We start from the raw sequence: 26820 nt of genomic DNA on the forward strand, positions 1-26820 counted from the left end.
ATAATTGTCGAATTTCCAGAGATTGAGCCTTTTTTAGTAGGGACGGACCTCGGTTTCGGGTGAATAATGGAAGTGTCCGGCAGGAATACAAATCGTGGAAACCGCATAAAGAAAGGGACGGAGCTCTAATCAGCAGGACGTTTGCGTCACGTCTTGGCCTGATTTTTGAGGTCCGTCCCTCTACGTCATGTCCCTCTACATCATAGGAGTGTCACGATCAGTATGACGAGGAGTGGGCCGATCAGGACGATGTATCCCAAGGGTCTTGCGAAGTTCAGGGTCCAGCCCACTCCGAAGCGTTTTTCGACAAAGATGGAGGGGTCTTCGGGATTGAAGTAGAAGAGGCCGCCTTTCCAGTATTGATCGTCGTCAGCGTTGATCACATCACCTGAGCTTTCATCGATGATTTCCACATCCAGGTCTGAATCCTTTTTCCCCACTTTAATGGCGAGTATGACAGTCCCTATCAGGACAAGTGCAGAGAAGGCAAGTGGCATCGTGATGATCAGGAGGTCACTGACGCTATTTTCGTAGAGAGTGGTGAACTGCAGGAACGTAAACAGCATGGACACCAGGACGGAAATGAAAAACAGTAGCCAGCTTGTGTACTTTCGAAGACGCAGTTGACGGACGCGGGATGCCTTGACATTCCCTGCGCTCAGCTTGATGCCGGAATTTCTTGTGAGTTCATTGATCCCGAGGAACATGGCATTCATCACCAGTAGCACGAGAGGAAGTGTCAGAGCAGAAAGATACGTTTTACCGGTGAAAGCATCGGGCTTACCATCCGGTCCCCAGTGGGTAGGAATCTGGTCCGGGAGGTTTGCGTAATTTAATAAAGTAAACACCACTAACCCGATTGTGATGACCATGGGGATGACATACACGATCCATGGGAGCATTTCATCCTTTGTTCTGAGGTTCAATTCAGAAACGCGAACCTGTTTTCGGTCCTTGAACCACTGCTCTTGCTTTTTCAATTGCGTCACTTTCATATGAAAATAAAAATAAAGAGCCATCGAGATTAATAAGATGACAAAGGGCATAAATAATCCAGCAAATATGAGTACATTTTCAGTGAGGGTGTTTATTGATGACCAGATGAAATAGGTGGCCAACACGATGAATGAGACCAACAATGTCAGGATGGCATAAAGTTTTTTATAATGACGAAGTTGTGTATTCTTTATCTCATCAACAGGTATGGTTACACCGAACACCACCGTTCGCTTCACAATGAAAGGAACCGCCATTTGAAGTGCTGCCAGAAAGCCTATCGTGACGAAAATAAGAGTCATTTCCATTTTTTAATCCCCCTTAACGTTTGAAATGATCGATGCGACTAATTCTGTAATTTCTTCTTCGTTCATGCCGGCGACCAGTGATTCGACTAAGATCGGCCGTAATTCTTCTGAAATCTGATTCAACCTTTGCGGAGGGATCGTTCCCTCGGAAGGTGAACAAATGACGGCACCCGACTTCGGAACAATCCGGATCACTCCTTTGCTTTCCAATTCATGATAGCTTTTATTCACGGTATGCATGTTCACACCAAGATCACCGGCAAGACTCCGTACAGAAGGAAGGATATCTCCTGGAATCAATTCACCCCTGACAATCCCTTCCATGATCCCGTTTGTTACCTGTGCATAAATCGGTGTATCCGATTGAGGTTCAATTTGGATAAACAAAGCGTCACCTCCTAGTTTTGTTATATGTTAAGTATAACAGAATTGTTCTAGTTAGTGTATAACAAAAATGCAGAAATTCCAAAAAAAGTTAGAGGGTTGGATGATTACTCGTTATACTTGATTATAGAAATGATGGAGGAGAAGAACAGGTGAGAAATAAAAAAATTCGTGGGTTGAAAAGAAGGACGGATTCCATGGTTAAGAGGATTGTAGTTGCAACGAAATGTTTTCCTACTCAATTCATACATGGATACTGGCATTTACCTTTGCCGGCTGGCAGGGATTTTATTTCTTCGGGCAAAACCCCTTTTAAAATTAAACGCTTGTGCGTACAAACCTTGCTTGATAGAGCTGGACGTTTGTCCAAATTAAAAACCGAGAAAGAAATGCATACGAGGGTCATTGTCATGATTGATCCTTCAGATTTATGGAACTCCCACATCATCGTATTTAATGAAGAAGATGCCTTCAAGGCTTTTTTTGAACGGAACTTCGTGGATCAGAAATGGATACCTCAGGTAATGAATGTGAAGTTATTGAAAAGGTGGGGGATTAAGATTCCAAGGAGTCTAGAGTCTGTATCCTATTTAGAAAGGATCTTGGACGAAGATATAGGCTATAGGGAGAGGGAACTTTGGTTTTTTGGGGAATTTACATAAATAGTATAGTAGTTTAAAGGTTCCAGCTTGTTATGAAATTTAACAGGTATGTTGCTGAAATGAAATTTGTAATCTCTAATAAAGATAATAATAGATTCGCAAGGGAAGGTGTCCACGATGAAGAAAGACCTGGAAATGAAAGAACTGACAACCATAGAAGAGCATATAGTTGAGCTTTCCCACCTATTAAGGACAGTCGTGGACGACGGGGCGTCCATAGGGTTTTTATCCCCAATGGAACGTTCTACTGCAGTGGAATTCTGGGGTGATGCACTGCGTCCCCATGTGATCCTTTATATAGCCTGGGTGGATGAAGTCATTGCAGGAACTGTGCAGCTTCATCTTTGCACCAAACAAAACGGTACCCACAGAGCCGAAATCGCCAAAATGATGGTCCACCCCGCGTACCGCCAAAAAGGCATCGCCAAAAAACTCATGCAATCCGCAGAGAAAAGAGCGAAAGAAGAGGGACGGACCTTGCTCATTCTCGATACAGTAGAAGGAGCTCCTTCAAATCATTTGTACACCTCCCTAGGGTTCGTAAAGGGAGGACGCATACCGGATTACGCCACCTCGCCATTCGGGGAACTAGAGGCCACCATCATTTATTATAAGCACATTTAGAAATGGAAGATGGGGCCTTAAAACAAATCAGTAGTAGGGGTCCGTCCCTCAAATGAATAGTAAAATAGAATCAGAAACTAATAGCTTTCTGGTTCGTATGTGTAGATAGCGAAGAAGTTTAGAGGAGGAAGACATGAGGGAGAAACGTTCGTTTTTGATTTTAGTTCTGTGTTTGTTGAGCAGTTTCCTGTTTGTGACGGCATGCAGTGACTCGAATGCCAGCAGCGAGGGAAAGAAAGACGATAAAAGGGAAGAAGATCCGTATGAAAAAGAAGTAAAGAAAATGAATGATGAAATAGGAGAAGAGGAGCCTCTGAAACTCACATCCTATAGCGAGGAGATCGGCGTCACAATCGATGAGCCGGTATATAAAGAATTCGCTGCAAATGGAAAGGTGAGCGTGAAGGGGGAAATTGAAAAGTATAAAGATCTGAAATCGGACTTTGCCTGGATTAAGGTCAGGGCGAATGAAGAAGGGCCAGGAGGAAGGCAGCTCGAATATTACACAATGATCGAAGACGGCAAGTTCAAACAGGATATCCATTTTTTTAACGGGGAAGGTGAGTATAGCGTTTCTGTACAGCTCCCGAGCAAGGACCGTGAAAATTACTACTATGATACGGCATCTTTTACCGTCCATAATGTGAATCCTGAGATCAAGAGGGATGTGACAATGACACCATTTGGTCAGGATGCGGAACTGTCATTAAGTACGAATTCCAGCTATGTCAAAGGCAATCAAGTCTTTTCTTTAAAAGGAGAGGCTGCCAGTCTTTCGGATAATGATACGATCATGCTCAGACTAAAGAAGGATTCAGATCATTGGAAGCATGTCATCCCCGTGAAGGATGGGTCATTTAACTATGATGTTCCCTTGTTTTACGGAAAAGGGGTGCACGAGCTTGAAGTGCTGGTTCCGGATGGAGACCGTGAAAATTACTACCAGACGGCGACCACTCTTCTTATAGATAACGAGTCCGACCGGGTGATGAGCCCCATTGAGTATGCGGATACGTATCGTGAGCGGGGCGTGGACCTAGAATCTCCTCAATTTGGGGGAGAGGAGTCGGATGGCCAATACAGAGTTAAGGGAAGCATCGATCCGAAAGCAGAATTCGGCCCGGAAACGTCGCATATTTATATCACGACCAAAAAAGGGGAGGACGAAGCATTGGATGTCATCCCTGTTGAAGATTTCACTTTTGATGATTCGTTTTACCTGCGCTTTGGACCGGGAACGTATGAAGTGACCCTCAGTGTGCCTGAAATCAAGGAAGAGAACAGTGATTACTTCAGGTTTTTCGGCTTTGCGAAGTTCGAAGTGGAATCCACAGGTGAAGACAAGCGGGATCTCCTGCCTTCACGCGGTGTTCAGTCTGATTCCCCTGAAATCAAGAAGCAGGCAGAAACCGTCACTTCAGGAAAATCAAGTGACAGGGACAAGGCAAAAGCCATCTATGATTATGTCGCAAAGAATGTTTCATATGATGTTAAAAAGTATGAAAATGATGATTTCAACTGGGATGACAGTGCGTTGAAAACACTGGGATCCAAAACCGGCGTGTGCCAGGATTATGCGTATCTCGCGATTGCCATGCTTCGTGCCAGCGATATTGAGGCGAGATTCGTGGAAGGCAGGGCTGGCGGTATTTTCCCGGGAAGGCATGCGTGGGTGGAGGCGAATCTTGACGGGGAATGGGTGACCCTGGATCCGACATGGGGATCCGGTTACTTGAAGGACGGTAAGTTCGTCCCTGCATTCAATGAAGATTATTTCGACCCGAATATGAGTGAATTTAAGAAGACGCACACACGGACGGGTGTATCGTATTAGAAAGTTTGAGCCGGCTCTCTTTAGGAGAGCTGGTTCTTTTTGATTGTGACAGGAAATTTTTAGCTGTATTGTGAATGAAAGCCATAAATAGTACACTTGGATAAGAAGAAATTCTTATATTCAGGAGCGTAATGAATGTTATTGACACAAAATAAGAAAACAGTCCTCATCCTTTTTATTACCATGATCTTCTTGGAAATCCTCGATTTTTCATGGAAGACAAACGATCAAACGAAATGGGAAGGGTCACTATTCCTTCACACAGGTTTAGTGTTCTGTATGCTTGCTCTATTGTTCATCCTTTTTAGGGGCAATTGGAGTGCTTCCAGGGAATTATCCAATAGCAATAAGAATTTAAACAATATTTTTGATACGCTGGATGTGGCCATTTGGTCCCATGATTTAAAATCAGATGTTCTCTTGATCACCCCTGGAATTGAAAATTTGTACGGATATCCATTAAATGACTTCTATCAGGATACACTTCTGTGGAAAAAAGTGATTTATCCTGAAGACATGCCGGTATTGGAAGAGAGAGCGAAGAATCTTGGTTCCGGTCAGGCATGTGTGAGCATTTACCGGATCATTAGGCCGGATGGACAGGTTCGCTGGATACAGGACCGGGGCATCCCGACCTTGGATGAACACGGGGAAATGACTTCTTTTACCAGTGTGCTGTTTGATATCACCAACCGCAAGGAGAGCGAAGATCAATATCGCAGTTTAGTCGACTTGTCACCTGATATCATTGCAGTGATCAGTAACCAAACCTTTGATTATATCAATGAAGCGGGAAGCAGGCTGATCGGTGCAGAGAGCCCGGCTGATATCCTAAACCAACATGTTTCCCGATTTACCAGTGATGAGAATATCAGGATGATCAGGAAAGGTACCAATGGTTCTACTTCAGGTGAACGTTTTGAACTGACCGTTTACCGCCTTAACGGTGATGAGATAGAGTTGGAGATTTCCGCCATGCCCATTTTATATGGGGGAAGGATGGCTATTCAATTGATCGGCCGGGATATCACCAATCGGAAGAAAGCGGAAAAGACGATCCATGCGATGGCCTATTATGATTCACTGACAGGCCTTCCGAATCGGAATAAATTCAAACAACATTTAAGCGGATCATTGCGTGACCATCCTGATCAACCGATGGCAATATTATTTTTAGATTTGGATCGCTTTAAAGTCATTAATGATACAAAAGGACATACTACTGGAGACGCTATCTTGGGGAAAGTCGCCTTTCGCTTGAAAAAGGTGGTAAGCGACAAGGGGATTGTGTTTAGACAAGGTGGAGATGAATTTATTATTATCCTCTCCAATATGAGTGAAGGAGAGGTTGCAGCAACGACGAAAGAAATTTTACAAAGTTTCATCAGGCCGATCTTCATTCAGGAACAGGAATTCTTTGTCACCCCGAGTATCGGAATCAGTATGTATCCAATGGATGGGAAAGATCAGGAGAGTTTGATTAAACATGCCGACACAGCCATGTATTTAGCCAAGGAACAAGGGAAGAACAATTATCAATTCTATTACCCGGAACTTGAAAGAGCATCTTCAAGGAATATGGAGATTGAAAATGGATTAAGAAAAGTTTTGGAATTCGACCAATTGTGCCTTCATTATCAGCCCAAGGTGGACCTTGCTACCCGTAACATAATTGGAGTGGAAGCCTTGATACGTTGGCATCATCCTACATTGGGGATGGTTTCCCCGGCTGAATTCATTCCCCTGGCAGAAGAGACCGGGTTGATCGTTCCAATCGGGGAGTGGGTTATAAGAGAGGCGTGTAAACAGAGCAAAGAGTGGGAAGAGACCGGGATGGGCATTATTCCTGTTGCAGTCAATATTTCCGTCAGGCAGATGAAGGATGGCGGATTTGTTGAAATGGTAAAAGGAATTTTAGCAGAATATGAGTTTAAGCCGGACCGACTTGAGCTGGAAATAACAGAGAGCATTATGCAGGACTTTGAAATATCGACGAATGTCCTCAATCTGTTAAAAAAAGTGGGCGTCATGATCTCCATGGATGACTTTGGGACGGGTTACTCGTCATTGAGTAATTTAAGGCACTTACCAATCGATAGTATTAAAATCGATAAATCGTTTGTAGATGATATTATGGAAGATTCCAACCAGGTATCCATTGTCAAAGCCATCATCGATATGAGCCAAAACATGAATTTCACCACCATCGCAGAAGGCATTGAAACGGAAAATCAAATGTTGTTCCTGAAAAGGAATGGATGCCAGGTAGGACAAGGATATCACTTCAGCAGGCCATTACCTGCGTCTGAGTTGAGATTATCTTTCCTGGAGACGAGAACGACTCAAGCTAATATGACGTAAGTGAGGGACGGACCTCCCATAAGCAATGAACCCAAGGGGTGTATGCTTATAGGAGGTCCGTCCCTCTTACATATCCTCCAGAACTTCTTTAAGCACGACGGCATGGTTGTGCTTCTCATCTTTCGCTCCGTAGAGAAGGACCAGGCGTTCATTTTCTGCCATTTCTTTCAGTTCCCGCAGTTTTTTTTGTTTTACTTCATCTTGATGGAGTTCGTCTTTATAGGCTTGTTTGAACTTCTCGAACTTTTCGGGGTCGTGGTTAAACCACTTCCTTAAAGAGGGACTGGGTGTAATCTCTTTCATCCACTCTTCAAGGTCTGCCTCTTCTTTCGATATTCCACGGGGCCAGACACGGTCGATCAGGATCCGGTGACCTCTTAATCGCGGAGGTTCCTTATAGATTCGTTTCAAAATGATAGACAACGTAAACCCTCCTTCTATTTTCAGGATAAAGGGGAAGGGGGCTGGAAGCAACGTTTAGAAATCTGGTCATACTCATCCCTGCACATAGCCTCATCATCCAAACAACAAGGTCCGTCCCTCATGAATTTTCAAATATTTGTCATGCATTTGTAGTATTTCTGTTATAATTGTTAAAAAATTCAAAAATCAGGGGGCTTTTGGATGGTTAATGGGGTCAAGGTTGATGGGGTATCTAAGATATATAAAGGTGAAGGTGTAGAGACGCATGCTTTATTGAATGTAACGGCTGAATTTCAACAAGGGGAATTTGTTTCTGTGGTAGGTTCATCCGGTTCGGGAAAGTCAACGTTATTGAGCGTGATCGGAACGTTGGACCGTCCGACAGGAGGAAGTATCTTATTCGAGTCAAAGGATGTAACGGAATTCAGTCAGAAGGAGATGGCGGATTTCCGGTTTGAGAACATCGGTTTCATCTTTCAACAATTCCATTTGATCCCTACGATGACAGCATTGGAGAATGTGATGGCCCCCCTTTTCTCAAGGAAAGTTCCGTATGATAAAAAACAGCGGGCGAAAGAATTGTTGGAATCCATAGGGCTTGGTGATAAGCTGGATTCCCTTCCTTCACAACTGTCTGGCGGACAGCAGCAGAGGGTCGCGATTGCACGGGCTTTGGTACATGAGCCTAAGTGGCTATTGGCCGATGAACCGACAGGCAACCTGGATACGGAAACAGGGGAGCTCATCTTTCAAATTATAAAATCACTCAATAAGGAAAAAGGATGTGGGGTCATCTTTGTCACCCATGACTCGGAACTTGCTGAGAAAGCGGATCGAATCATTGAAATGAAGGATGGCAGGATTCTATCTGATCGGATGGTGGGAACCCTGTGATCCGCTTTATATGGAATACATGGTGGCGCAACAAGCAGCGGTTCATCCTGCTGATCATCGGAGTCCTGCTTTTAAGTGTCGGACTGAGTTATCTCGTCGGGATGACCCAAACCAATAACGGAACGATTGTGAGTGAACTGCAGAAAAGGTGGAAATCTTCCTATCATATGGTTGTGAGGCCGCCTGACTCCAGAAGTGTCACGGAAGATATGAATCTATTGGAACCAAACTATTTGAGTGGACTCGACGGAGGTATCACTCTGGAACAATATGAAACCATCAAGGGAATGGACGATGTCAAGATTGCAGCACCCATCTCTGTGATGGGGTATGTATTCAATGACGTTCAAATGGGAGAGTTGAACATAACAGAGCCGGGAATTTACCGGTTGAATCAAAAAGAAACGGTTCAGACCGGGGTGAAAGCGGAGGTTAACGACGGAAACTATTATTTTACAGTGGGTGGCGGACAGTATTCGATGGATCGGGCTTATGGGGTTGGTGAGTCAATAGGTGAGTTATCTTACGGTACACAGGTCCTCGTTGCAGGGATTGATCCCGAACAGGAAGCAAAGCTTGTCGGACTAGACAATGCAATGGTGGATGGAAAAGGGAGCCGGTATTTTTCAGAGAATGACGAGGTCATGGATATACCATTGGAAGGCAACCTAAACGATATTTCCATACCGGTCATTCTAAGCAACCGTGAATTCGTTGATGGGGAAATAAACTATACAGTGGAAAAGCTGGATATGCCATTCGATCCCGACCATCAGGATGCAACGATGGAAAAAGTGAAGAAGAATGGCGGGGAGAAATATTTAGAGCAGCAAACAGGGAGTGTCGTGGAAGAAAGGAGTTTCACGACAGAGGAAGCGCACAAAAAAATTGTCAATTCCGTGATGAACCCAAGTTTCGAATCAGGTTTGGGAGGTATGAGCTGGATGGCCTTCAAGCCGTCGCCGGTGGAATACAAACCGGTGACCAGCCCATTTCGGGAAAGGTGGGCATTCAGTTATGAAGTGGAACCATACAACTTACCGGAGGATTCTCTTCTGGCAGTCGACCAGGCGTACAGGCCGGTTGAGTCGTTCGGAGAGGATAGCTCAAGCTGGCCGAGGTTGCGACTGGACTACATCGGGATCTTTGATGCCCAGAAGCTGACCATTTCGAAAGACCCCTTGACGGAGCTGCCCGTTGAAACGTACTTTCCTTCGAAAGCCAGCTGGGTAGTAGATGAGAAAGGGGATCCCATCAATCCACCCGTCACGATGAAGCCTGCAAATAATCCTTATGGTTTCCTGACGAAGCCTCCTTTGATGTTGACGACACTGGATGCGGCGGCTCATGTTCTGGGGGACAAACCCATCTCAGCGATACGTGTCAACGTAAAGGGGGTTGACACCTTCAATGAAGATAGTGAAGCAGTCCTTCAAAAAATGGCAAAAGAAATCGAAGAGAAAACGGGATTGATCGTGGATATCACGTTAGGGTCCTCCCCGCAGCCTGCTTTGACCCATATCCCGGGCATTCAGGGGGAAAAGGGCTTTGGCTGGATCGAACAGCCGTGGATTAAGATTGGTTCTTCCATCACGATTTTTAAAGAAGCAAAGCTTGGGGTGTCAGGAGTAGTGGGGAGCGTCATCCTGGTGGCGATCGTGTATGTGTTTTCCTCCAATCTCATCATGATGTACGCCCGGAAAAAGGAGTTTGCCGTTTTGCTTTCATTGGGCTGGCGTCCGAATCAGCTTTCAAGACTCCTTCTTCTTGAAGCACTATTGCTGGGTATGGTCGTATCTTTTATCAGCTGGCTCATACTGGCATGGTTTTCAGTGACAAGCGAACTGGGAACATCCTATATTCGAGTGGCCCTCATCGGATTGATCGGACTGACGATTTATATCGCGGGTGCACTCATTCCCGCCTATCTTGTGAAAAAAATCAGACCATACGAAGCGATGCGTTCAGGGGAAATTTCCATGAAACACAAACGGGTGGCAAGGTCTGAATCCGTGGTCGGAATGGCCATCAATTCAATGGTGTCCAGGTGGAAACGGACCGTTTTATCCGTCGTTTCCATGGGTCTGCCGACAGGTCTTCTTGTCTTTTACTTATTCATCACCTTTCGATTGAAAGGAGTTATGTATACGACCTGGTTAGGGGAGTACGTGGCCATGGAAGTCAGTACGATGCATTATGTGGCAATGGGGATCGCCCTCTCGATCGCCATCCTGACTACGGCTGAAATCATCTGGCAGAATGTAGCGGAAAGACAGCCCGAAATATCGGTGTTTAAAGCTCTTGGCTGGAAAAATGGTACCGTCCGGATACTTGTCATTTTGGAAGGGGTGTTTTCAGGGGCACTAGCCGGTGTCGTCGGACTGCTTTTTGCCTTTACGTTAGTCTGGAAGGTTTACGGTAGCGTCCCTTTCACCCTTTGGTGGATCTATGTGGCCGCCCTATCGATCCCGGTCGTCACCGGGATCATCGCAGCCGTCCTGCCTGCGGGGAAAGCTGCCAATACTCCTCCTTATCAGGGACTGAATGGAGGATACAGCAATGATAAGAAAGTGGAAAAGCAATTCAAATACATTCTTTCAGGGGCAGCAGTCATCCTCCTCCTCGGTGTCATGACCTTAGTGGCGAAGGGAATTCCCGAAGTCCAGAAAGTTGAAACCGCGAAAGTGGCATCTCCGGTGACAGAACAAGGAACGGAAGGAAAAACAACGTCGGTCTTTGCCCCGGAAATGAAAGAGGAGGCTGGGCCACAGGAGGATGCTCCCCTGGCATTTTTAAAAGCGAAAGAACTTGCAGGAAAGCAGGCAGAGCTTGGTGAAAAACTGGACCTTGATCAGCAAACGATCCTTATTGAGTCACCTAGTAAAACGCCACCGGAATTAAAGGCAAAAAAGAAACATCAGCTCATCACGATACCTGTCAGCTGGGACATTAAATATAGTGATCCCTATTCAAGCAATCTCTCATTCAAACCAGGTGCCTATTTCCTATTGGATGAAAAGGAGAAGAAGTATTATCCATTGAAAACGGACATTGTGGATGCACTCAATTACCGTGGGGGAAGATTGAAGTTTCCAGGTAGAGTGACGGCTTTATTGACGTTCGAAGTGCCCGAGAAGTATGAACGCTTTCTGATAAGCGGAAGGATTCCTGATCATTCCAAAGATGTAGTGGCCGAACTTACGAGAGAAGACCTGAGAAAAAGCAGGGAGCCTTTTACGTTGAAGAAAACCGGTGTTTCCCCGGGGGCAACAGGGGATTACACGATGAAGATAAAAATGGATAAGGAGAAAAACTGGAGTGTCGAGACCGATATCAGGGTGACCAATCATTCAGAAGAAGCATTTCGGGATATTGGGTTTTATTTCATCCCGAATGCATTTACGGAAAAAAATAAACCGGATTTCCTGAAAGGTCATGCGGAAACCAGCATTCACTCCATAAATACCACTGGCGAGGATCTTCAGTACTCCTTAAATGGGAATAAGCTCCTTGTCGATCTTGATGAAAAGCTACAGCCTGGTGAAACGAAATCGATCAGCATCGACTACAGCTTGAAACTTCCGGAAGATGGATTACGGTTGTCACAGAAAGGGGAAGACTTCTTTCTAGCACAATGGTATCCGATGCTCGCTACGTATCAAGATGGTTGGGATATAGAGCCTTTCGATCCGAAAGGCGAATCCTATGATACAACCTATGGAAATTATCGTGTTTCCTTTGAAACTCCAGAGGAATATTTGGTGGCAAGCTCCGGGGAAGATGCGTCGGAAGAACCGGTGAATAAAGGGGAAATCGAAGGAAGCAGCATCCGAGATTTCTATCTCGCATTCCTGAACCCCGATGAATGGGAACAAAAAACAGAAAAAGTGAAAGTCGGGATGTATCGAAACGTGGCCATCCGGGCTTTTATGAAAAAAGAACAAGATTCCATTATGGATGATGTGCTCAAAAAAGCAGCAGATTCTTTCCTTTTTTACCACGATAACATCGGAGAGAATCCGACCGGTGAATTGGATCTCATTGCAAATAATGGGGACATGGAATACTCGAATATCGTGGAAATATCGGGTGATCCTGATGGATACGAGCACCCATTGTTCCATGAAATTGCCCATCAATGGTTCTACCAGGGAGTGGCGAACAATCCTTATCGGGATGCATGGCTTGATGAAAGTCTCGCAGAGTTACTATCCTCCTTCTATCTCGCATATGAATATAAGGACGAGGGAAAAGCATTTGCCTTTTCAAATCAAGTGTTGAACACGGAGAAGCCGGAAAAGTTCCTGAATACCCCGCTCAATGAATTTCAACGGAATTATATTTCAACTGTATACGGAAAAGGCCCGCTCCTGTTGAATGAGTTTTTCGAGGGTAATGGAGGAAGAACGGAAGCATTGAACTTCTTAGCGGCTTACTACAAAGAGTATCAATTCAAACATGTAGATTCCGACACCTTTGCACAGTTCTTCGAAGCCTACTACGAAGGCAGCCAAAAAGAATTCCTGACAGGATGGCTTAAATAGAAAGTAAGAGGGACGGACCTCCAAACGGTTCTCATGGAATTCATTGAGGGATTTGTTGGAGGTCCGTCCCTGTTTTTGAATTCTCCTCTTCACAACTTATGAAAATTAAGTTATTATATAAAAAACTTAATTAAATGAGGTTTTTCATTATGGATGCTTATGATAAAAAGATTTTGGATGCGATTATGCACGATTCGAGGCTTAAGTGGTCTGATTTAGCAGCTACGATCGGACTAAGTGCCCCGGCCACGGCGGACAGGGTCAATCGTCTTATAGAGAAGGGTGTAATCAAGCATTTTGGAGCCATCCTGGATGCTGCCAGCTTGGGATCTGAACTCACTGCCTTTGTAGCCGTATCACTGGAACGACCGGAGCATCGAGGACCTTTTCTTCAATTGATCAATGAGTTGGTTGAAGTCCAGGAATGCCACCATATTGCAGGGGAAGATGACTATCTTTTGAAAATCCGGAGCAGGAACACGAAAGATCTTGATCGTATCATCAGTCATGAAATAAAGAGTCTTCACGGGATCACCCGGACGAAGACCACGATTGTGATGGATTCTATTAAAGAGAGTACGATTTTGCCACTGCCATCAGGTACGTTTTCTTCAGAATAAGGAGAGGAAACAATGACTTCTGTATTATTATTTCTTAAGAGTCTTATGATTGGCGTGGCCATTGCGGCACCAGTTGGGCCAATCGGAATTCTTTGCATTCAAAGGTCATTGACTTATGGGAAAAGGATGGGTTTCCTTTCAGGATTAGGGGCAGCCACAGCAGATGCCCTTTTCGGCTTGATTGCCGTTATGGGGCTGACAATGGTTTCGGGATTTCTTCTGGATCATCAGTTCTGGATTCAATTATGGGGAGGGGTGTTCCTTTTGCTTTTAGGGTGGAAGACATTCACCTCACAACCTGCTGCAAAGCTGCTGGATGAACCCGATACTAATTCTTCAGTGAAAGGATTTGTGTCGGTTTTCTTATTAACTCTCACGAATCCAATGACGATCCTTGCTTTTATAGCGATCTTTGGAGTATTCCGGGTGGCAGGTTCAGAGGATTTCGTCACCGTGCTGACAGTAGTATCAGGCGTCTTTTCAGGATCGGCGCTCTGGTGGTGGGGGCTTGCTTTCGTTTCTGGATGGATCGGAAGCAGGATTGGGTCTGCCTCTTTAAGAGTGATCAACCGAGCAGCGGGTATCGTCCTGACGATTTTCAGTGTACTCTTTTTGATCGATCTGTTATAAACGGGATATTTATGAAGAAAGGATCCATACATCATGTTATTACTTAAAAGCTTTATTTTGGGATTTTCTGTTTCGGCCCCAGTTGGCCCAATTGGGTTGCTTTGCATACAAAGGGTATTATCACAAGGCTTCACTGCAGGGTTTTTGACAGGTCTTGGTGCGGCGACTGCCAATATTATTTATGCCAGTATTGCTGCTTTTGGATTCACTGTTGTTTCCGCATTCATGTTGGAACAGCAAGTGTTTTTTAAAATGGTCGGCTTGGTTTTCCTGGTATATCTGGGAATCAAAACGTTTCAGAAGAAACCCCCACAGGAATCTGTAAGAGTCAAAGGGGAGAGCTCATCATGCCAATTGTTTGCATCAACATTGCTCCTAATGATCACAAATCCTGTCACCATCCTCAACTTTGCTGCCATGTTTGCAGGTTTAGGGTTTTCTAATGAAAGCAGCTCTATCCGAATGGCGGTTACGCTCATCCTTGGCGTCTTTATGGGCGCAGTCACCTGGTGGCTTGTATTGAGTATAGGAGTAAACCTATTTAAAAAGAACATCACCCCTCATCTCCCCATCGTCAATAAAGTAGCGGGCCTCCTCATCATCCTGCTGGCATTTCTATCACTAGCATAATAAGAGGGACGGACCTCCAAAACGGATTTCTACTTTACATAAGATTCCCGCTTGGAGGTCCGTCCCTCTCTCTTCTTTTAAAACTCCCCATGCTCATTACCCCACTCGTGCATGTGGTGAAGGATGGGCATGAGGGTCATGCCGAGGTCGGTCATGGAGTATTCGACTTTAGGTGGGATGGTGTCGTATTGGGTACGGTTGATGAAGCCGTCTTCTTCGAGCTCTTTCAGCTGCTGGCTCAGCACTTTGTGGGCGACACCCGGGAGGAGTCTGCGCAATTCATTGTACCGGTGGGTCCCTTCCGTCCCGAGGTGCCAGAGGATGACGGTCTTCCATTTCCCTCCGATTTTCCTCAATGTGTACTCGATTGAACACTTCAGTTTACCGTGCTGATCGGTAGGTGTATCCATATCATATCCAGTCCTTTCTTACCTAAAGGTTAGTTTCTCACAAAAAAGTGCATTCTTACATAGAGCCACTCATCTTCGTATAATGAAGTCGTGTTAGATGAAACTAATCAAAACGAAGGAGGAGTCATGTACGATGTTACCATATCCAAGATCATTTTCTCATATTGGACTATCCGTCCCGAGCCTTGAAGAAGCGATAAAATTTTACCAAGAGGTTTTCGGCTGGTATGTCATCATGGAACCATCTGATGTCGAGAATGACGACACAGCGATCGGTCAGATGTGCCGCGACGTGTTCGGTAACGACTGGGAGAAGTTCAGGATCGCCCACATGGCAACAGGTGATAAAATAGGGATCGAGCTATTTGAATTCCCTCATAATGAAAAACCGGAGAATAACTTCGAATATTGGAAGACGGGATTATTCCACTTCTGTATCCAGGATCCTGATGTAGAAGGCATGGTCGAAAAGATCAAGCAGCACGGAGGAAAACAGCGTATGCCGGTCCGTGAGTATTATCCTGGTGAAAAACCTTATCGCATGGTGTATGTGGAAGACCCATTCGGGAATATTTTCGAGATATATTCCCACAGCTATGAATTAACCTACTCCGATGGGGCTTACTAATTGATGCATAAAAGGCACGTTCAGCTCTTGAATGTGCCTTTTTCTTTTTTGGAAAAAGGTTTTCTGTCACGGATGAAGAATACAGTAGTGTAACATTCAATAAGTGAGAAAGGAAAACCGCGATGAAAATAATTGAATTACATAAAGATTCAAGCATGTTTGAACAAGCAGTGAACGTGTTCTGGGGACAATGGGGAAATGAGGATAATTACAGGTTCTACCATGACTGCATGTTTCATTCCTGCCAGACGGAAGCGGACCTTCCCCGTTTTTATATCGCTGTGCGTGAGGGGGACATCATCGGCACCTACGCATTACTAAGAAACGATCTTAACAGCCGTCAGGACCTGTTTCCGTGGTTGGCATGTCTGTATGTTCACCCTGATCAGAGGGGGGAAGGTCTTGGTTCGACCCTCCTCGACCATGCTCTCCGGGAAGCTCATAAAAAAGGGTACGACAGTCTTTACCTGACGACTGACCTCGAAGGATATTATGAAAAATACGGCTGGACTCATTCAACAGAAGCCATTGGACTCAGTGGAGATTCTATGAACGTTTATCAAAAACGGACCAGTATATAAAAAAGCAGCAAGGGAAATGTGATGGGTCACATTCGCTTGCTGCTTTTTTTAGGGAGGTCCGTCCCTCAAATGATTTTCTTTTGAAAGAGGTCCAGTCCGTATCCGATGATGACGGCGAATAGGGCGGGGGTGGTCCAGGCGAGTCCATTTGCACTTAAGGGAAGATGACTGATGACGTCCTGAATTCCTTCCATTTTCAAGTTGAGGCTTGCGAGCATTTCGTATAAGGAAAAGACCGCTGCTATGCTGACACCATATACATACATCCTTCTGCTTTCCCCGAAGAAGTGTTGAAAGAGGGAAAGGGCTACGAGTACTATCGCCACGGGGTAAATGAGAACAAGCAGAGGCGTGGCGACCTTTAATATCATATTCAGTCCCAGGTTGGTCACGGCCATCCCAATCAGGATGAAAATCAGTACATATGCTCTATAGGAGTATCTTGGATAGATCTCATGAAAAAAGCGGCCGCACGCATTAATCAGTCCGATGCATGTCGTCAAACAGGCAATCATTACAATCAAACCAAATAGGAGGTTGCCGCTGTATCCAAATAGTTGCCGAGATGCTAACACGAGTATTTCTGCGCCATTACTGATCGGTGCTTCATGGGGAATCACCCGTCCGATCCACCCGAGGGAAAGATACACCATCACGAGTCCAATGGCGGCAATCATTCCGGCGCTGATGGTTCCGCGGATCAGCTCTTTTTTACCGGAAGCTCCTTTCTCTTTCAATCCATTGATGATGACAATGCCGAAAGCCAGGGCTGCCACGGCGTCCATTGTAAAATACCCTTCAAGGAAGCCTTTCAGGAACGGTGCTGACTGGAATTTCTCGCTGGCTGCTGCATCAGTGTAATCAAAGGTGAAAAAAGCCTGTATGCACAATACAGCCAGTACGATGAGCAGTATAGGTGTTAAGAATTGCCCGACAAGATCAATCACTTTTTTAGGATTAATGCTAAGCAAATAGGTTAATCCAAAGAAAGCGATCGAGAATACTAATAAGGGAAGCCGCCCTTCCACACTGACGATCTGCAAAAATCCCAATTCGTACGCGACATTGGAAGCTCTCGGGATTCCGTAAAGAGCACCTATGGACATATAAATGACGACGGCAAAAACAATCCCGAAAACGGGGTGGACCCTTTCACCAATCGATAATAATCCATTTTTTGAAAGGGATACGGAAATGATCGTCAAAAAGGGCAGGAACACTGCCGTTAAAATAAATCCGGAAATCGCTGCAGCAAAGTGGGTTCCGGATTCCATCCCGAGATAGGGGGGGAATATTAAATTCCCTGCACCAAAAAATAACGAAAAAAGCATAAATCCCGAAATCAGGACATCTTTTTTTCTCATAAATACGCCTCCAAATTCATGACCGACTGATAGGCCATCCGTCACATTTTACATCACACATGAAAAAACCCGCCCCTGATCAGGGACGAGTCTGAACTCGCATGACTAACCATATTCCGTATGGTCCAAACTTTGATATGCAAAAGCGGATATATTCATACAATTCTTCTTTTTTAAAATTTCATTAATACTCACAATCTAGCACAGGCCATTTGTGTCGTCAATGAATTTTCCTACTATAATGTTAATTTCTTGTCTCTCTAAAGTTATGCAAGCAACAAGTCTGGAATATGTATATAGAAAAAGCAGGTAGGAGCTGGTTCCATGAAGCATATTGCGGCGGCAATCTATCTCTCTTTCGGGATGCTATTCTTATTTATGCAAGGATTTGACGGATTTACCGGCCCGGAAAATATGAACTTTATCATTTTCTTATTCCTTATGGCCGGGGCATTGTATCTGTACAGGGAAATCAGGGGACGTTTTCAAAAAAAATAGACAAAAGCACGCATGGGGATGCGTGCCTTTGTTTTTGCTTATAATCCAAGGGAAATATACTTCACTTCCAAAAATTCCTCTATGCCCTGGTGACCGCCTTCACGGCCGAGGCCGCTTTGTTTGAATCCTCCGAATGGAGCTTGGGGAGTCGATGGCAACCCATCGTTCAATCCGACAATACCGTACTCAAGTTGTTCACTGATCCGGATTCCCTTCGTGATATTCTCGGTGAACACATAGGCAGCGAGGCCATAAATGGAGTCATTGGCCCGTTCGATGGCTTCTTCTTCGGTTTTGAAGGTAGTGATCGGAGCGACCGGTCCGAATGTTTCGTCATTCATGCACAGCATGTCATCGTTCACGTTCGTCAAAACAGTCGGCTCAAAATATAGACCCTCTATTCCTTTTCCTCCGTAGGCAACGGAAGCACCTTTGTCTACGGCATCTTCCACATGCTTGCGGACTTTCTCGATGGCATCTTCATCGATCAATGGACCGATATCGACGCCTTCTTCGAGTCCATTTCCGACTTTCAGCGCCTTTACTTTTTCAACCAGTTTTTCAGAAAAAGTATCTGCGATGGATTCATGGACATAAATCCGATTGGAGCAGACGCAGGTCTGGCCGGCATTCCTGAATTTGGAGGCTATGACCCCATCTACTGCCTTCTCTAGATCAGAGTCGGCCATTACGATGACAGGTGCATGCCCGCCGAGCTCCAGGGATATTTTCTTAACGGTGTCCGCTGATCCCTTCATCAGGACCTTTCCGACTTCCGTTGAACCCGTGAAGGTCAGCTTCCGGACTCGCATGTCTTCCATCCACGCTTCCCCGATGGATTTCGAATCTCCTGTGACGACGTTTACAACGCCTTTCGGGATTCCGGCTTCTTCAGCAAGTGCAGCCATCTTTAATGCAGTCAAAGGGGTCTGGTTTGCCGGTTTGATCACGACCGTACAGCCGGTGGCAAGTGCCGGTGCAACCTTGCGTGTGATCATTGCCGCAGGGAAGTTCCACGGAGTGATGACGGCTACGACCCCTACCGGCTGCTTATGGACGAATAATCGCTTGTTCCGCTGAGTGGCAGGGATCTGTTCCCCGTAAACCCGCTTTCCTTCTTCAGCGTACCAGGAGATGAATCCGTTGGCATATTGAATTTCACCGAGTGCCTCTTTAAGCGGTTTTCCTTGCTCGATGGTCATCGTGCGTGCAAGATCCTCTTTGTTTTCATTAATAAGATCATACCATTTTCGAATGAGTTCACTTCGTTCGTAAGCCGAGAATTGGGACCATTCCTTGAATGCCTCATGAGCGGCATCCACCGCCTTCGAAGCCTCATTTTTACCTCCATTGGGAATGGTGGCGATCACTTCCGATGTCGCGGGGTTGGTTACCTCTTTCTTGTCAAGATCCGATCCGGTTTGTTCTCCATTGATGATGAGATTGTAGTGTTGCATCGTGTTCCTCCTTTAGAAAGATAGATTCCCATATGCGTATGACTATGTAGTTTGTCTTAAATTTACAATAGTGTGAGGGAAGAATCCAGTAATACACTTATAATTTATGACGATGGGCTTTCTATTGTTTAAATACCCTGAATAAGAGGGAAGATAAACCGTATGTTCAAAAACAAGGAGGGCGTAGTGATATGAAAGCCATCATCATCAACCAGTACGGAGACAAGGACGTTTTACAGGAGAAGGAAATCGACCAGCCGTCAATCGGCGACAATCAAATACTGCTCGAAAATCATGCCACATCCATCAACCCCATCGATTGGAAGGTGAGGGCAGGGTATCTGAAAGATATGCTGGACTTTGAGTTCCCGATCATCCTGGGATGGGATGCAGCGGGAGTGATCGCTGAAAAAGGGAAGGATGTAAAAGGGTTTGAAGTAGGTGATCGTGTATTTGCAAGACCGGCTACGACAAGGGAAGGCACTTATGCTGAATATGTGGCCGTGGATGAAGAGCTACTCGCTAAAATGCCTGAAAGCATGAGCTTTGAAGAAGCGGCGGCCATCCCGCTTGCCGGATTGACAGCCTGGCAATGCTTAGTCGGCTTTGGTGAAATCAAAGAAGGTGATAAGGTGCTCATCCATGCAGGTTCCGGTGGCGTCGGGAACTTCGCCATTCAGATTGCCAAAAGCTTTGGAGCGCATGTCGCGACCACGGCAAGCGGTAAAAATGAGGATTTCGTCAAATCATTGGGTGCCGATCAGTTCATCAATTATAAAGAAGAAGACTTTAGTGAAGTGTTACAAGGCTTCGACCTGGTGCTGGACACCATGGGCGGGGACATTCAGTCGAACAGCTATAAAGTCCTCAAGGAAAATGGGAAGCTCGTATCGATTGCAGAGCCCCCGAAAGAGGAGGAAGCGGCTAAGTACGGAGTGAAAGCGGAATTCCTTTGGTTGGATCCAAAAGGAGAACAACTCTCAAAGCTTGCCGACCTGTACGAATCCGGTCAATTAAAGCCAGTGATCGGAGAAACATTCCAACTGAGCGAACAAGGGTTAAAAGACGCTCACGCACTCAGTGAAACGCACCATGCAAAAGGGAAAATCGTGATTAAAGTGAAATAATGAAAGGAGGGACGGACCTTTGGAACAAAGGTCCGTCCCTCCTTTTGTATACGATTGAATGAAGAAGTTCCATCATAATGTAAAGGACACTTGACGTAAAGTATCCTTTACATTATGATATGGAAATATAAGGAGGTATCCTTCTTTGAAAAATAGACTAGTAGAATACCGCAAGACGTTTGGATACTCACAGGAAAGATTGGCGGCGAGATTAGGGGTTTCGAGGCAGACCATCATTTCGATTGAAAAGGGGAAGTATGACCCTTCTTTGAATCTGGCTTTTCAGCTGGCAAATGTATTTGAAACGTCAATTGAAAAGATTTTTTTGTATGAAGAGAAAGGGGAAGAGAAATCGTGACAAAGGGTTATTTGATTATAGGATCGATTATGGCGCTGCAGACGGCCTTTTTATTTTTCGTCGGCATCTCGGCAGGGGAGTTCCCGTTTTTTGCCCTTACTCCGCTGTCTTTGACGGTAATGAGCTTTTGTATGCATTATCTTTATCCACAGTTCAAGGATAAGGATGAACGGATGAAGGTCATAAGGGAGAAGGGAATCTTCTATTCGTACTTTGCCATCTTATTCTTTTACATTATCATCATGTCCACACTCGGCCTTGGCCTGATTGATCTAACGGCTATGAATCTAATGTACATAATCACCAGTCTGACCATCATGACCGTATTCATCTCCATGGTCGTCATGGCCAAAATTTACTAAACAGAAGGGACGGACCTTTGGAACAAAGGTCCGTCCCTCTTTTCAATCCGTTCTATTGTTGACTTCATAGGCGGCACGTATGGCTGATTCGATTGCCCCTTCCACCCAGCCGTGGAAAGGGGAGGTGTGTTCTCCGGCAAAGTGGATGCGGTGTTCCGATAAGTACAGGGAATCGGAAAAGTCCGTAGCCTGGTTGGGGGCGAATAGGGTGAAGCATCCGGCAGAGAATTGGTTTTCCCCCCAACTGTATGAGGCACCTTTTGAAAATTCTTTGTACACCTGATCTCCGTATATTTTATACAGTCCCTGAAGTGCTTCGCGAATTCGCTCATCTTCAGGCAAACTGTTCCAGAGATTGGCATTCTGTCCCCAGCTGTAACTGCCTAACATGACGCCGGGACCTGAGACACCGATGCCATGGCTTGGGCGGTACGTGTATCGGATGGGAAGATCCGTTATGATATTCCCAATTTTAAAAGTCTCCCAGAATTTTGATTTAAACTCCAAACCGATTTTTACAGATGAGACATAATTCAGCTCCCGTATCGCCTTCCACTTCTGAAATGAGATGGAATCGTGAGGATGGACGTCAATGAATTGGAATACAGAATAGGGGACCGTCACGATGGTGTAGTCCCCCAGAAAACGATGATAACGGTTAGTTGCCCGATCTCTTGTAATGACCTCGACGCCGTCATCCTTCTGAACAATTCCATGGACCTTTTGGGAGTAGAAGATATTCTGATGAAGCTCCGGCAAGAAAGAGTAGGGAAGCTTATCGTTTCCACCATCTATTTCATAAAACTTTAATTTATCATTGAAGACGGTTCGGACAATATCAAGAAGAATATCAACAAATGAAAGCTCGGGAAACCCTTCTATACCAAGAATGACCTTTACAATACGGATGGCTTCGGGGGAAAGGGAGGTTCCGATTGGATTGAACCGCAAAAAAACATCGAATGAATAATGATCAAACTTTAATCGTAACCGTTCTTGTTCCTCAGGGCTTGCTTTTTCGTACAAGTCTAAAAAGGGTTTTACGGCGGAGGATAATAATTCGATGGCTGTTTTGCCCTGTTCTTCAGGGGGGAAGGGATAGTTGAAGATATTCGGATTTTTGTTGTAATTCCAATCTGTTGTTTGGACTCCATTTACGAGATAGAGATCACTCTTATTGATGAATTCATTGGTGGGTAAGTTGAATTTACGAATATATTCAAATACTAAATCATGGGTTTCCGGAAATCGCATGGCACCTACATCGAGGTATTGACCTTCTGAAAAAGGTTGCCGTAACGTATATACCCTTCCGCCAATCCGGTCATTCCCTTCAAGGATCGTAACGGAATGGCCTGCTTTTTTCAAAAGGGATCCTGCCACCAAGCCGGCCATACCTGCACCGATGATAATCACTTTCCTTGGTTTTTGTGTGGGAACCAATCCATTTTTAACAATGGATACCATATCATTCGGATAAGAAAGATCACCATAATGATGATCATCAGCTCTATTTCCCAATTCGTTCTCCCCCTTAAGCCGAAGCTGCATTATCTATATATATGATAGAGGAGAAGATGAATAGACGGGAAAGACGTAGTTCCAACTCTCTAATTTGTAAAAAATAAACAGGGACAAACCTTGAATTTATAGGTCCGTCCCTCTTCGCTATTCTTCATTATTCTCTTCCAAAATGTATTTCAGCTTGGTCAGTTTATTGCTCCAGAACTGTTCGTAATAGGCTAACCAGTCTTTTAGTTCTCCAAGGGGTTCAGGCTGGAGGCGATAGATTTTTTCCCTGCCGATTTTTTCTCCTGAAACCAACTCGGCTTCTGTCAGGATGGCAAGATGCTTTGCAATGGCGGTCCGGCTCATGGGAAAGTGGGAAGTCAGAGCCGAAATCGGCATTTCTTTTTCCGAAAGAAGGCGAAGCACTTCCCGGCGAGTCGGGTCTGCAATCGCCTGGAAAACGTCATGTTTAACGGCGGACACTTATTCCTCCACAACCTTCCGAAGGCGCTGGTCCACTATGCCGACCCAGCCGTTCGCCATTCGTTCCCGGATAACGGAGCTTTTTTCGTTCGGTTTAGAAACAACCGCATCATCATGCTTCCAGCCACCATGAATCAATGTGAACTCCGTTTGTGTCCCGACCTCTTTTAAAAGAAATGTGACGAACCAGCCATCCGTATCCCAGGAAAAGGTCAGCTTATGAGGCGCATCCACTTCCAATACCTTACATGGGGACGGGCCGAAAGGGGACTGAATATGGAATTCGTATCCCTCCTCTGGTTGGAAATCATTCGGCATGAACCATGTAGATATGCCTTCTGAAGTAGAGACCGTGTCCCATACCTTTTGAATGGGGGCATTGAAGAGGACGGTTTGGGTAATATCTTGAAGTTGATTGCTTTGATTTGATTTCATATTTCTCGCCTGCTTTCTGTGAATGAAAATAACACCAATTGGTTTCGTTTTAATAATATAACACCATATGGTTTCGTGTCAATGAAAAGAGGAAATAGGTGAAAGAGTGTAGAAGTAGTGTCTTGGTAAAGATTAGTATGAGCATAGCAGCTACTATTATCGAATAGAATATAACCGGTCATAACCGTGCACAAATTGACAGGTGTACCGATTAGTTGAATGGTACATTAGGGTAGTGGGGAGAAGATCAGAAATGGAAATGCTTCATAGGATGAATGATTGCATTCAGTATATTGAGGAAAATCTTGAAGGGGATATCAAGATGGAGGAGCTTGCCAGGCTCTCACTGAACTCGAAGTTTCACTTTCAACGGCTGTTTTCACTAGTCACAGGCTGCACTGTAGCCGAGTACATCCGGAGAAGAAGGCTGACTCTTGCGGCACAGGAACTGAATCATGCGAATGTGAAGGTCATCGATGTCGCTTTCAGGTATGGGTACGAAACACCGGAATCCTTCTCGAAGGCGTTTCGTAAAGCTCACGGTGTTTCTCCATCCCAGGTGAGAGAATCAGGAACTCCTTTAAAAGCATTCCCGCGTATCTCCTTCCAAATCCAATTAAAAGGGGAAGTTGAAATGAATTATAGAATTGTTGAAAAAGAAGCCTTTCAGGTGATTGGAAAAGGGAAAAGAGTCTCAACCCATAATGGCCAAAACTTAAAGGAGATTCCGACACTTTGGGATGAAGTGAATACTTCCGGCTTGGACAGTGAGATTTGCGAGGCTGCGGGGAATGATGAAATGCTCGGAATCTGCATGGAGTTTGATGACCCTAATGAAGAGTTCACCTATTTTATCGGATCAGAAAAGAAGTCTGACACTCATCCCCCGCTGGAGGTTAAGGAGATACCTGCTTCCACATGGGCCGTATTTGAATCGATCGGTCCGATGCCTGACGCGATCCAGGATGTGTGGAAACGGATTTTCTCTGAATGGTTCCCGTCTACAGGGTATGTGCATGGAAGTGCACCTGAATTTGAATTATATCCGCCGGGGAATCCGAATGACGAGGATTACAGGTGCGAGGTCTGGGTTCCCGTAATGAAGAAATAAGATGATTTTGCCTCCAGTGCGGAGGCTTTTTTTATTTACCTGATCACCACATACGGTCGCATCATCTCATAATCCTCATGCTCCAGTATATGACAGTGCCATACGTACAAGCCGGTGTAAGGACCGAATGCCACAATGATCCGGGTCATTTCCCAGGGGTTTGCACAAACCGTATCTTTCCACCCTTGTTCATTGGGCTTTGGTTTGATACGGGGGCAAGTGGGGACAATTCTACCTTCCCTTTGATAGATTTTATTATCAATGGTCTGCCGGTCCAGCACCTGAAATCGTACCAAATGCAAGTGGATGGGGTGGGACCCTTCCGTAATGTTGATAAAGTTCCATACTTCACTACTCCCTAAACGTGGCATCTCCGTAATCGGATCATCCCATAATTGATGATTTAATAGATGCATCTCCCGCCCATATTGATCATGTACCATATTTAAAAAAAGATCCCTGGTTTGAATGGCATGCCTTTTCTTCAATCTTGGTACATGCCGTAATGTCGGTGGAATCCTGCTCATATCCTGACCTTGAAGCGTCTTAATTACGCGGAACTGCATCAGCACTCCTGTCGTGTCAGGGTCTGGCACCGAACCGGTTGGAAAGGGAGCCGGTGCACGGTTATGAATGGTGATGTATTCTCCCATTGCGCTAGAAAAATCAATGATGACATCCGCCCGTTCAGCAGGGGCAAGCAAGATTTCTGAAACATGGACAGGGGCAGAGAGTAGCCCTTGATCAGATCCTATTTGAATGAACGGCTTTCCGTTTGAAAGAGAAAGCTGATATGTCCGGGAATTCGAAGCATTGATCAATCGGAAGCGATACCGTCTTGGCTCAACTTCAAGGAATGGCCAGACCTTCCCATTCACCAGGATTGTTTCCCCGAAGAAAGTAGAAACAGTGGAGGGACGGACCTCTGAAACCGGGGGATCCGGTTCGGAAGGATAATAAAGCGAACCGTCTTTATTGAACGACCGATCCATGATCACAAGCGGGATATCGTATGGATGAGCAGGCAGAGACATAGCCTTCTCTTCATCATCGTGGATGATATAAGCCCCGGCGAGTCCGGCATAGATATTCAACCTTGTGATGCCGATCGCATGGTCGTGATACCAGAGTGTGGTAGCTTGTTGCCGGTTGGGATATGTGTAAACTTCCCCGGCGAAGAAGGGCCCCTTCTCTTTAAACCCTTTTGTAAACCAGGCATCCGGGTAACCGTCACTCGTATCAGGTGTCGCCCCTCCATGTAGATGGACAACGGTGCGGACCTCGGGCTGATTTTTTCCTGCTCCATGAACGGTGGTATCGATAGGGAGGAAATGCTTCTCTGGAAGCTCATTTTTCCATAAGACCCGAACCGTTTGATTTCGTTTCACCTTGAATGTTGGGCCGGGTATTTGTCCGTTGTATCCCCAAATCGAAGTAGGGGGGAGGTCCCTGTGAAGTTGCTGCTTCCCTTTCTTCATGGTCACTTCATAATAGTCAGAGCCTTTGTGGGCAGAAACGGGTTGAATCGTATTCATGACGGGAAGCGGATCGACGAATTTCTCAAGCATATAAGAACCTCCTCTAAAT

At 45.3% G+C, this 26820-nt stretch carries 26 protein-coding genes; 16 read left to right on the forward strand and 10 right to left on the reverse strand.

The features are described from left to right. Positions 1-200: 200 nt before the first annotated feature. Positions 201-1304, reverse strand: a complete 1104-nt coding sequence (locus P8596_RS06185) for a DUF1648 domain-containing protein (protein ID WP_279726348.1) — start codon at positions 1302-1304, stop codon at positions 201-203. Between the two features lie 3 nt (positions 1305-1307). Then, positions 1308-1691, reverse strand: coding sequence for a GntR family transcriptional regulator (locus P8596_RS06190; protein WP_034762336.1), 384 nt, complete (start codon positions 1689-1691; stop codon positions 1308-1310). Positions 1692-1840: 149 nt separating this feature from the next. Here P8596_RS06190 and P8596_RS06195 point away from each other — a divergent pair, with 149 nt between their 5' ends. The 4 genes from P8596_RS06195 (at position 1841) to P8596_RS06210 (ending at position 7169) form a co-directional block, all read left to right on the forward strand. Further along, positions 1841-2350, forward strand: coding sequence for a DUF3916 domain-containing protein (locus P8596_RS06195; protein WP_224520764.1), 510 nt, complete (start codon positions 1841-1843; stop codon positions 2348-2350). Positions 2351-2467: 117 nt separating this feature from the next. Then, positions 2468-2974, forward strand: a complete 507-nt coding sequence (locus P8596_RS06200; protein WP_224520763.1) for a GNAT family N-acetyltransferase — start codon at positions 2468-2470, stop codon at positions 2972-2974. A 133-nt stretch (positions 2975-3107) separates the two neighbouring features. Next, positions 3108-4808 carry a transglutaminase domain-containing protein gene (locus tag P8596_RS06205; RefSeq protein ID WP_224520762.1) on the forward strand — a complete coding sequence of 567 codons (1701 nt, stop codon included), beginning with the start codon at positions 3108-3110 and terminating at the stop codon, positions 4806-4808. A 135-nt stretch (positions 4809-4943) separates the two neighbouring features. Next, positions 4944-7169, forward strand: a complete 2226-nt coding sequence (locus P8596_RS06210; RefSeq protein ID WP_224520761.1) for a bifunctional diguanylate cyclase/phosphodiesterase — start codon at positions 4944-4946, stop codon at positions 7167-7169. Positions 7170-7235: 66 nt separating this feature from the next. Here P8596_RS06210 and P8596_RS06215 read toward each other — a convergent pair whose 3' ends face one another. Further along, on the reverse strand, positions 7236-7592 hold the full coding sequence (locus tag P8596_RS06215; RefSeq protein ID WP_224520760.1) for a DUF488 domain-containing protein: 357 nt from the start codon (positions 7590-7592) through the stop codon (positions 7236-7238). Between the two features lie 201 nt (positions 7593-7793). On the opposite strand from P8596_RS06215, the gene P8596_RS06220 reads away from it, so the two are divergent. From P8596_RS06220 to P8596_RS06240, 5 genes are all read left to right on the forward strand, one after another. Beyond that, positions 7794-8486 (forward strand): ABC transporter ATP-binding protein, encoded by a 693-nt coding sequence (locus P8596_RS06220; RefSeq protein WP_224520759.1) that lies wholly within the window; start codon positions 7794-7796, stop codon positions 8484-8486. Then, positions 8483-13030 carry an FtsX-like permease family protein gene (locus tag P8596_RS06225; protein ID WP_279726349.1) on the forward strand — a complete coding sequence of 1516 codons (4548 nt, stop codon included), beginning with the start codon at positions 8483-8485 and terminating at the stop codon, positions 13028-13030. The genes P8596_RS06220 and P8596_RS06225 overlap by 4 nt, the downstream gene beginning before the upstream one ends. A 149-nt stretch (positions 13031-13179) precedes the next feature. Next, positions 13180-13650 carry an Lrp/AsnC family transcriptional regulator gene (locus P8596_RS06230; protein WP_279726351.1) on the forward strand — a complete coding sequence of 157 codons (471 nt, stop codon included), beginning with the start codon at positions 13180-13182 and terminating at the stop codon, positions 13648-13650. Between the two features lie 12 nt (positions 13651-13662). Beyond that, positions 13663-14280, forward strand: a complete 618-nt coding sequence (locus P8596_RS06235) for a LysE family translocator (protein ID WP_279726353.1) — start codon at positions 13663-13665, stop codon at positions 14278-14280. 33 nt (positions 14281-14313) lie between these two features. Next, positions 14314-14910, forward strand: a complete 597-nt coding sequence (locus P8596_RS06240) for a LysE family translocator (protein ID WP_279726354.1) — start codon at positions 14314-14316, stop codon at positions 14908-14910. A 77-nt stretch (positions 14911-14987) separates the two neighbouring features. On the opposite strand, the gene P8596_RS06245 is transcribed toward P8596_RS06240, so the two are convergent. Next, positions 14988-15320, reverse strand: a complete 333-nt coding sequence (locus tag P8596_RS06245; protein WP_279726355.1) for a winged helix-turn-helix transcriptional regulator — start codon at positions 15318-15320, stop codon at positions 14988-14990. A 133-nt stretch (positions 15321-15453) separates the two neighbouring features. On the opposite strand from P8596_RS06245, the gene P8596_RS06250 reads away from it, so the two are divergent. Further along, on the forward strand, positions 15454-15948 hold the full coding sequence (locus tag P8596_RS06250; RefSeq protein WP_034762355.1) for a lactoylglutathione lyase family protein: 495 nt from the start codon (positions 15454-15456) through the stop codon (positions 15946-15948). A gap of 122 nt (positions 15949-16070) precedes the next feature. Continuing rightward, positions 16071-16529, forward strand: a complete 459-nt coding sequence (locus P8596_RS06255) for a GNAT family N-acetyltransferase (RefSeq protein ID WP_279726357.1) — start codon at positions 16071-16073, stop codon at positions 16527-16529. Between the two features lie 65 nt (positions 16530-16594). Here P8596_RS06255 and brnQ read toward each other — a convergent pair whose 3' ends face one another. Next, the gene (brnQ, locus tag P8596_RS06260; protein WP_279726358.1) at positions 16595-17893 is read right to left on the reverse strand and encodes a branched-chain amino acid transport system II carrier protein; all 1299 of its coding nucleotides are present in this window, start codon (positions 17891-17893) and stop codon (positions 16595-16597) included. Between the two features lie 324 nt (positions 17894-18217). Here brnQ and P8596_RS06265 point away from each other — a divergent pair, with 324 nt between their 5' ends. Continuing rightward, positions 18218-18391 carry a hypothetical protein gene (locus tag P8596_RS06265; RefSeq protein WP_224520750.1) on the forward strand — a complete coding sequence of 58 codons (174 nt, stop codon included), beginning with the start codon at positions 18218-18220 and terminating at the stop codon, positions 18389-18391. Positions 18392-18429: 38 nt separating this feature from the next. Here the strand turns inward: P8596_RS06265 and P8596_RS06270 are convergent, their stop codons facing one another. Then, on the reverse strand, positions 18430-19848 hold the full coding sequence (locus P8596_RS06270) for an NAD-dependent succinate-semialdehyde dehydrogenase (protein WP_279726359.1): 1419 nt from the start codon (positions 19846-19848) through the stop codon (positions 18430-18432). A 191-nt stretch (positions 19849-20039) separates the two neighbouring features. Here P8596_RS06270 and P8596_RS06275 point away from each other — a divergent pair, with 191 nt between their 5' ends. From P8596_RS06275 to P8596_RS06285, 3 genes are all read left to right on the forward strand, one after another. Then, positions 20040-20975, forward strand: coding sequence for an NADP-dependent oxidoreductase (locus tag P8596_RS06275; RefSeq protein ID WP_279726361.1), 936 nt, complete (start codon positions 20040-20042; stop codon positions 20973-20975). A 145-nt stretch (positions 20976-21120) separates the two neighbouring features. Next, the gene (locus tag P8596_RS06280; RefSeq protein ID WP_279726363.1) at positions 21121-21333 is read left to right on the forward strand and encodes a helix-turn-helix transcriptional regulator; all 213 of its coding nucleotides are present in this window, start codon (positions 21121-21123) and stop codon (positions 21331-21333) included. Continuing rightward, positions 21330-21695, forward strand: a complete 366-nt coding sequence (locus tag P8596_RS06285; protein ID WP_244886877.1) for a permease — start codon at positions 21330-21332, stop codon at positions 21693-21695. The genes P8596_RS06280 and P8596_RS06285 overlap by 4 nt, the downstream gene beginning before the upstream one ends. 42 nt (positions 21696-21737) lie before the next feature. Here the strand turns inward: P8596_RS06285 and P8596_RS06290 are convergent, their stop codons facing one another. The 3 genes from P8596_RS06290 to P8596_RS06300 all read right to left on the reverse strand — a co-directional run bounded on the left by P8596_RS06290 (position 21738) and on the right by P8596_RS06300 (position 24122). Then, entirely contained in the window at positions 21738-23216 is a 1479-nt protein-coding gene (locus tag P8596_RS06290; RefSeq protein WP_279726364.1) for a flavin monoamine oxidase family protein, read from the reverse strand. A 147-nt stretch (positions 23217-23363) separates the two neighbouring features. Next, positions 23364-23687 (reverse strand): ArsR/SmtB family transcription factor, encoded by a 324-nt coding sequence (locus P8596_RS06295; protein WP_224520744.1) that lies wholly within the window; start codon positions 23685-23687, stop codon positions 23364-23366. Further along, on the reverse strand, positions 23688-24122 hold the full coding sequence (locus tag P8596_RS06300; RefSeq protein ID WP_079531187.1) for an SRPBCC family protein: 435 nt from the start codon (positions 24120-24122) through the stop codon (positions 23688-23690). Between the two features lie 253 nt (positions 24123-24375). On the opposite strand from P8596_RS06300, the gene P8596_RS06305 reads away from it, so the two are divergent. After that, positions 24376-25233, forward strand: coding sequence for an AraC family transcriptional regulator (locus P8596_RS06305; protein ID WP_224520743.1), 858 nt, complete (start codon positions 24376-24378; stop codon positions 25231-25233). Between the two features lie 35 nt (positions 25234-25268). Here the strand turns inward: P8596_RS06305 and P8596_RS06310 are convergent, their stop codons facing one another. Further along, positions 25269-26801 (reverse strand): multicopper oxidase family protein, encoded by a 1533-nt coding sequence (locus P8596_RS06310; protein ID WP_224520742.1) that lies wholly within the window; start codon positions 26799-26801, stop codon positions 25269-25271. Positions 26802-26820: the final 19 nt, after the last annotated feature.

The organism is Rossellomorea sp. DA94 (assembly GCF_029834455.1).
Classification (GTDB): Bacteria; Bacillota; Bacilli; order Bacillales; family Bacillaceae_B; genus Rossellomorea; species Rossellomorea vietnamensis.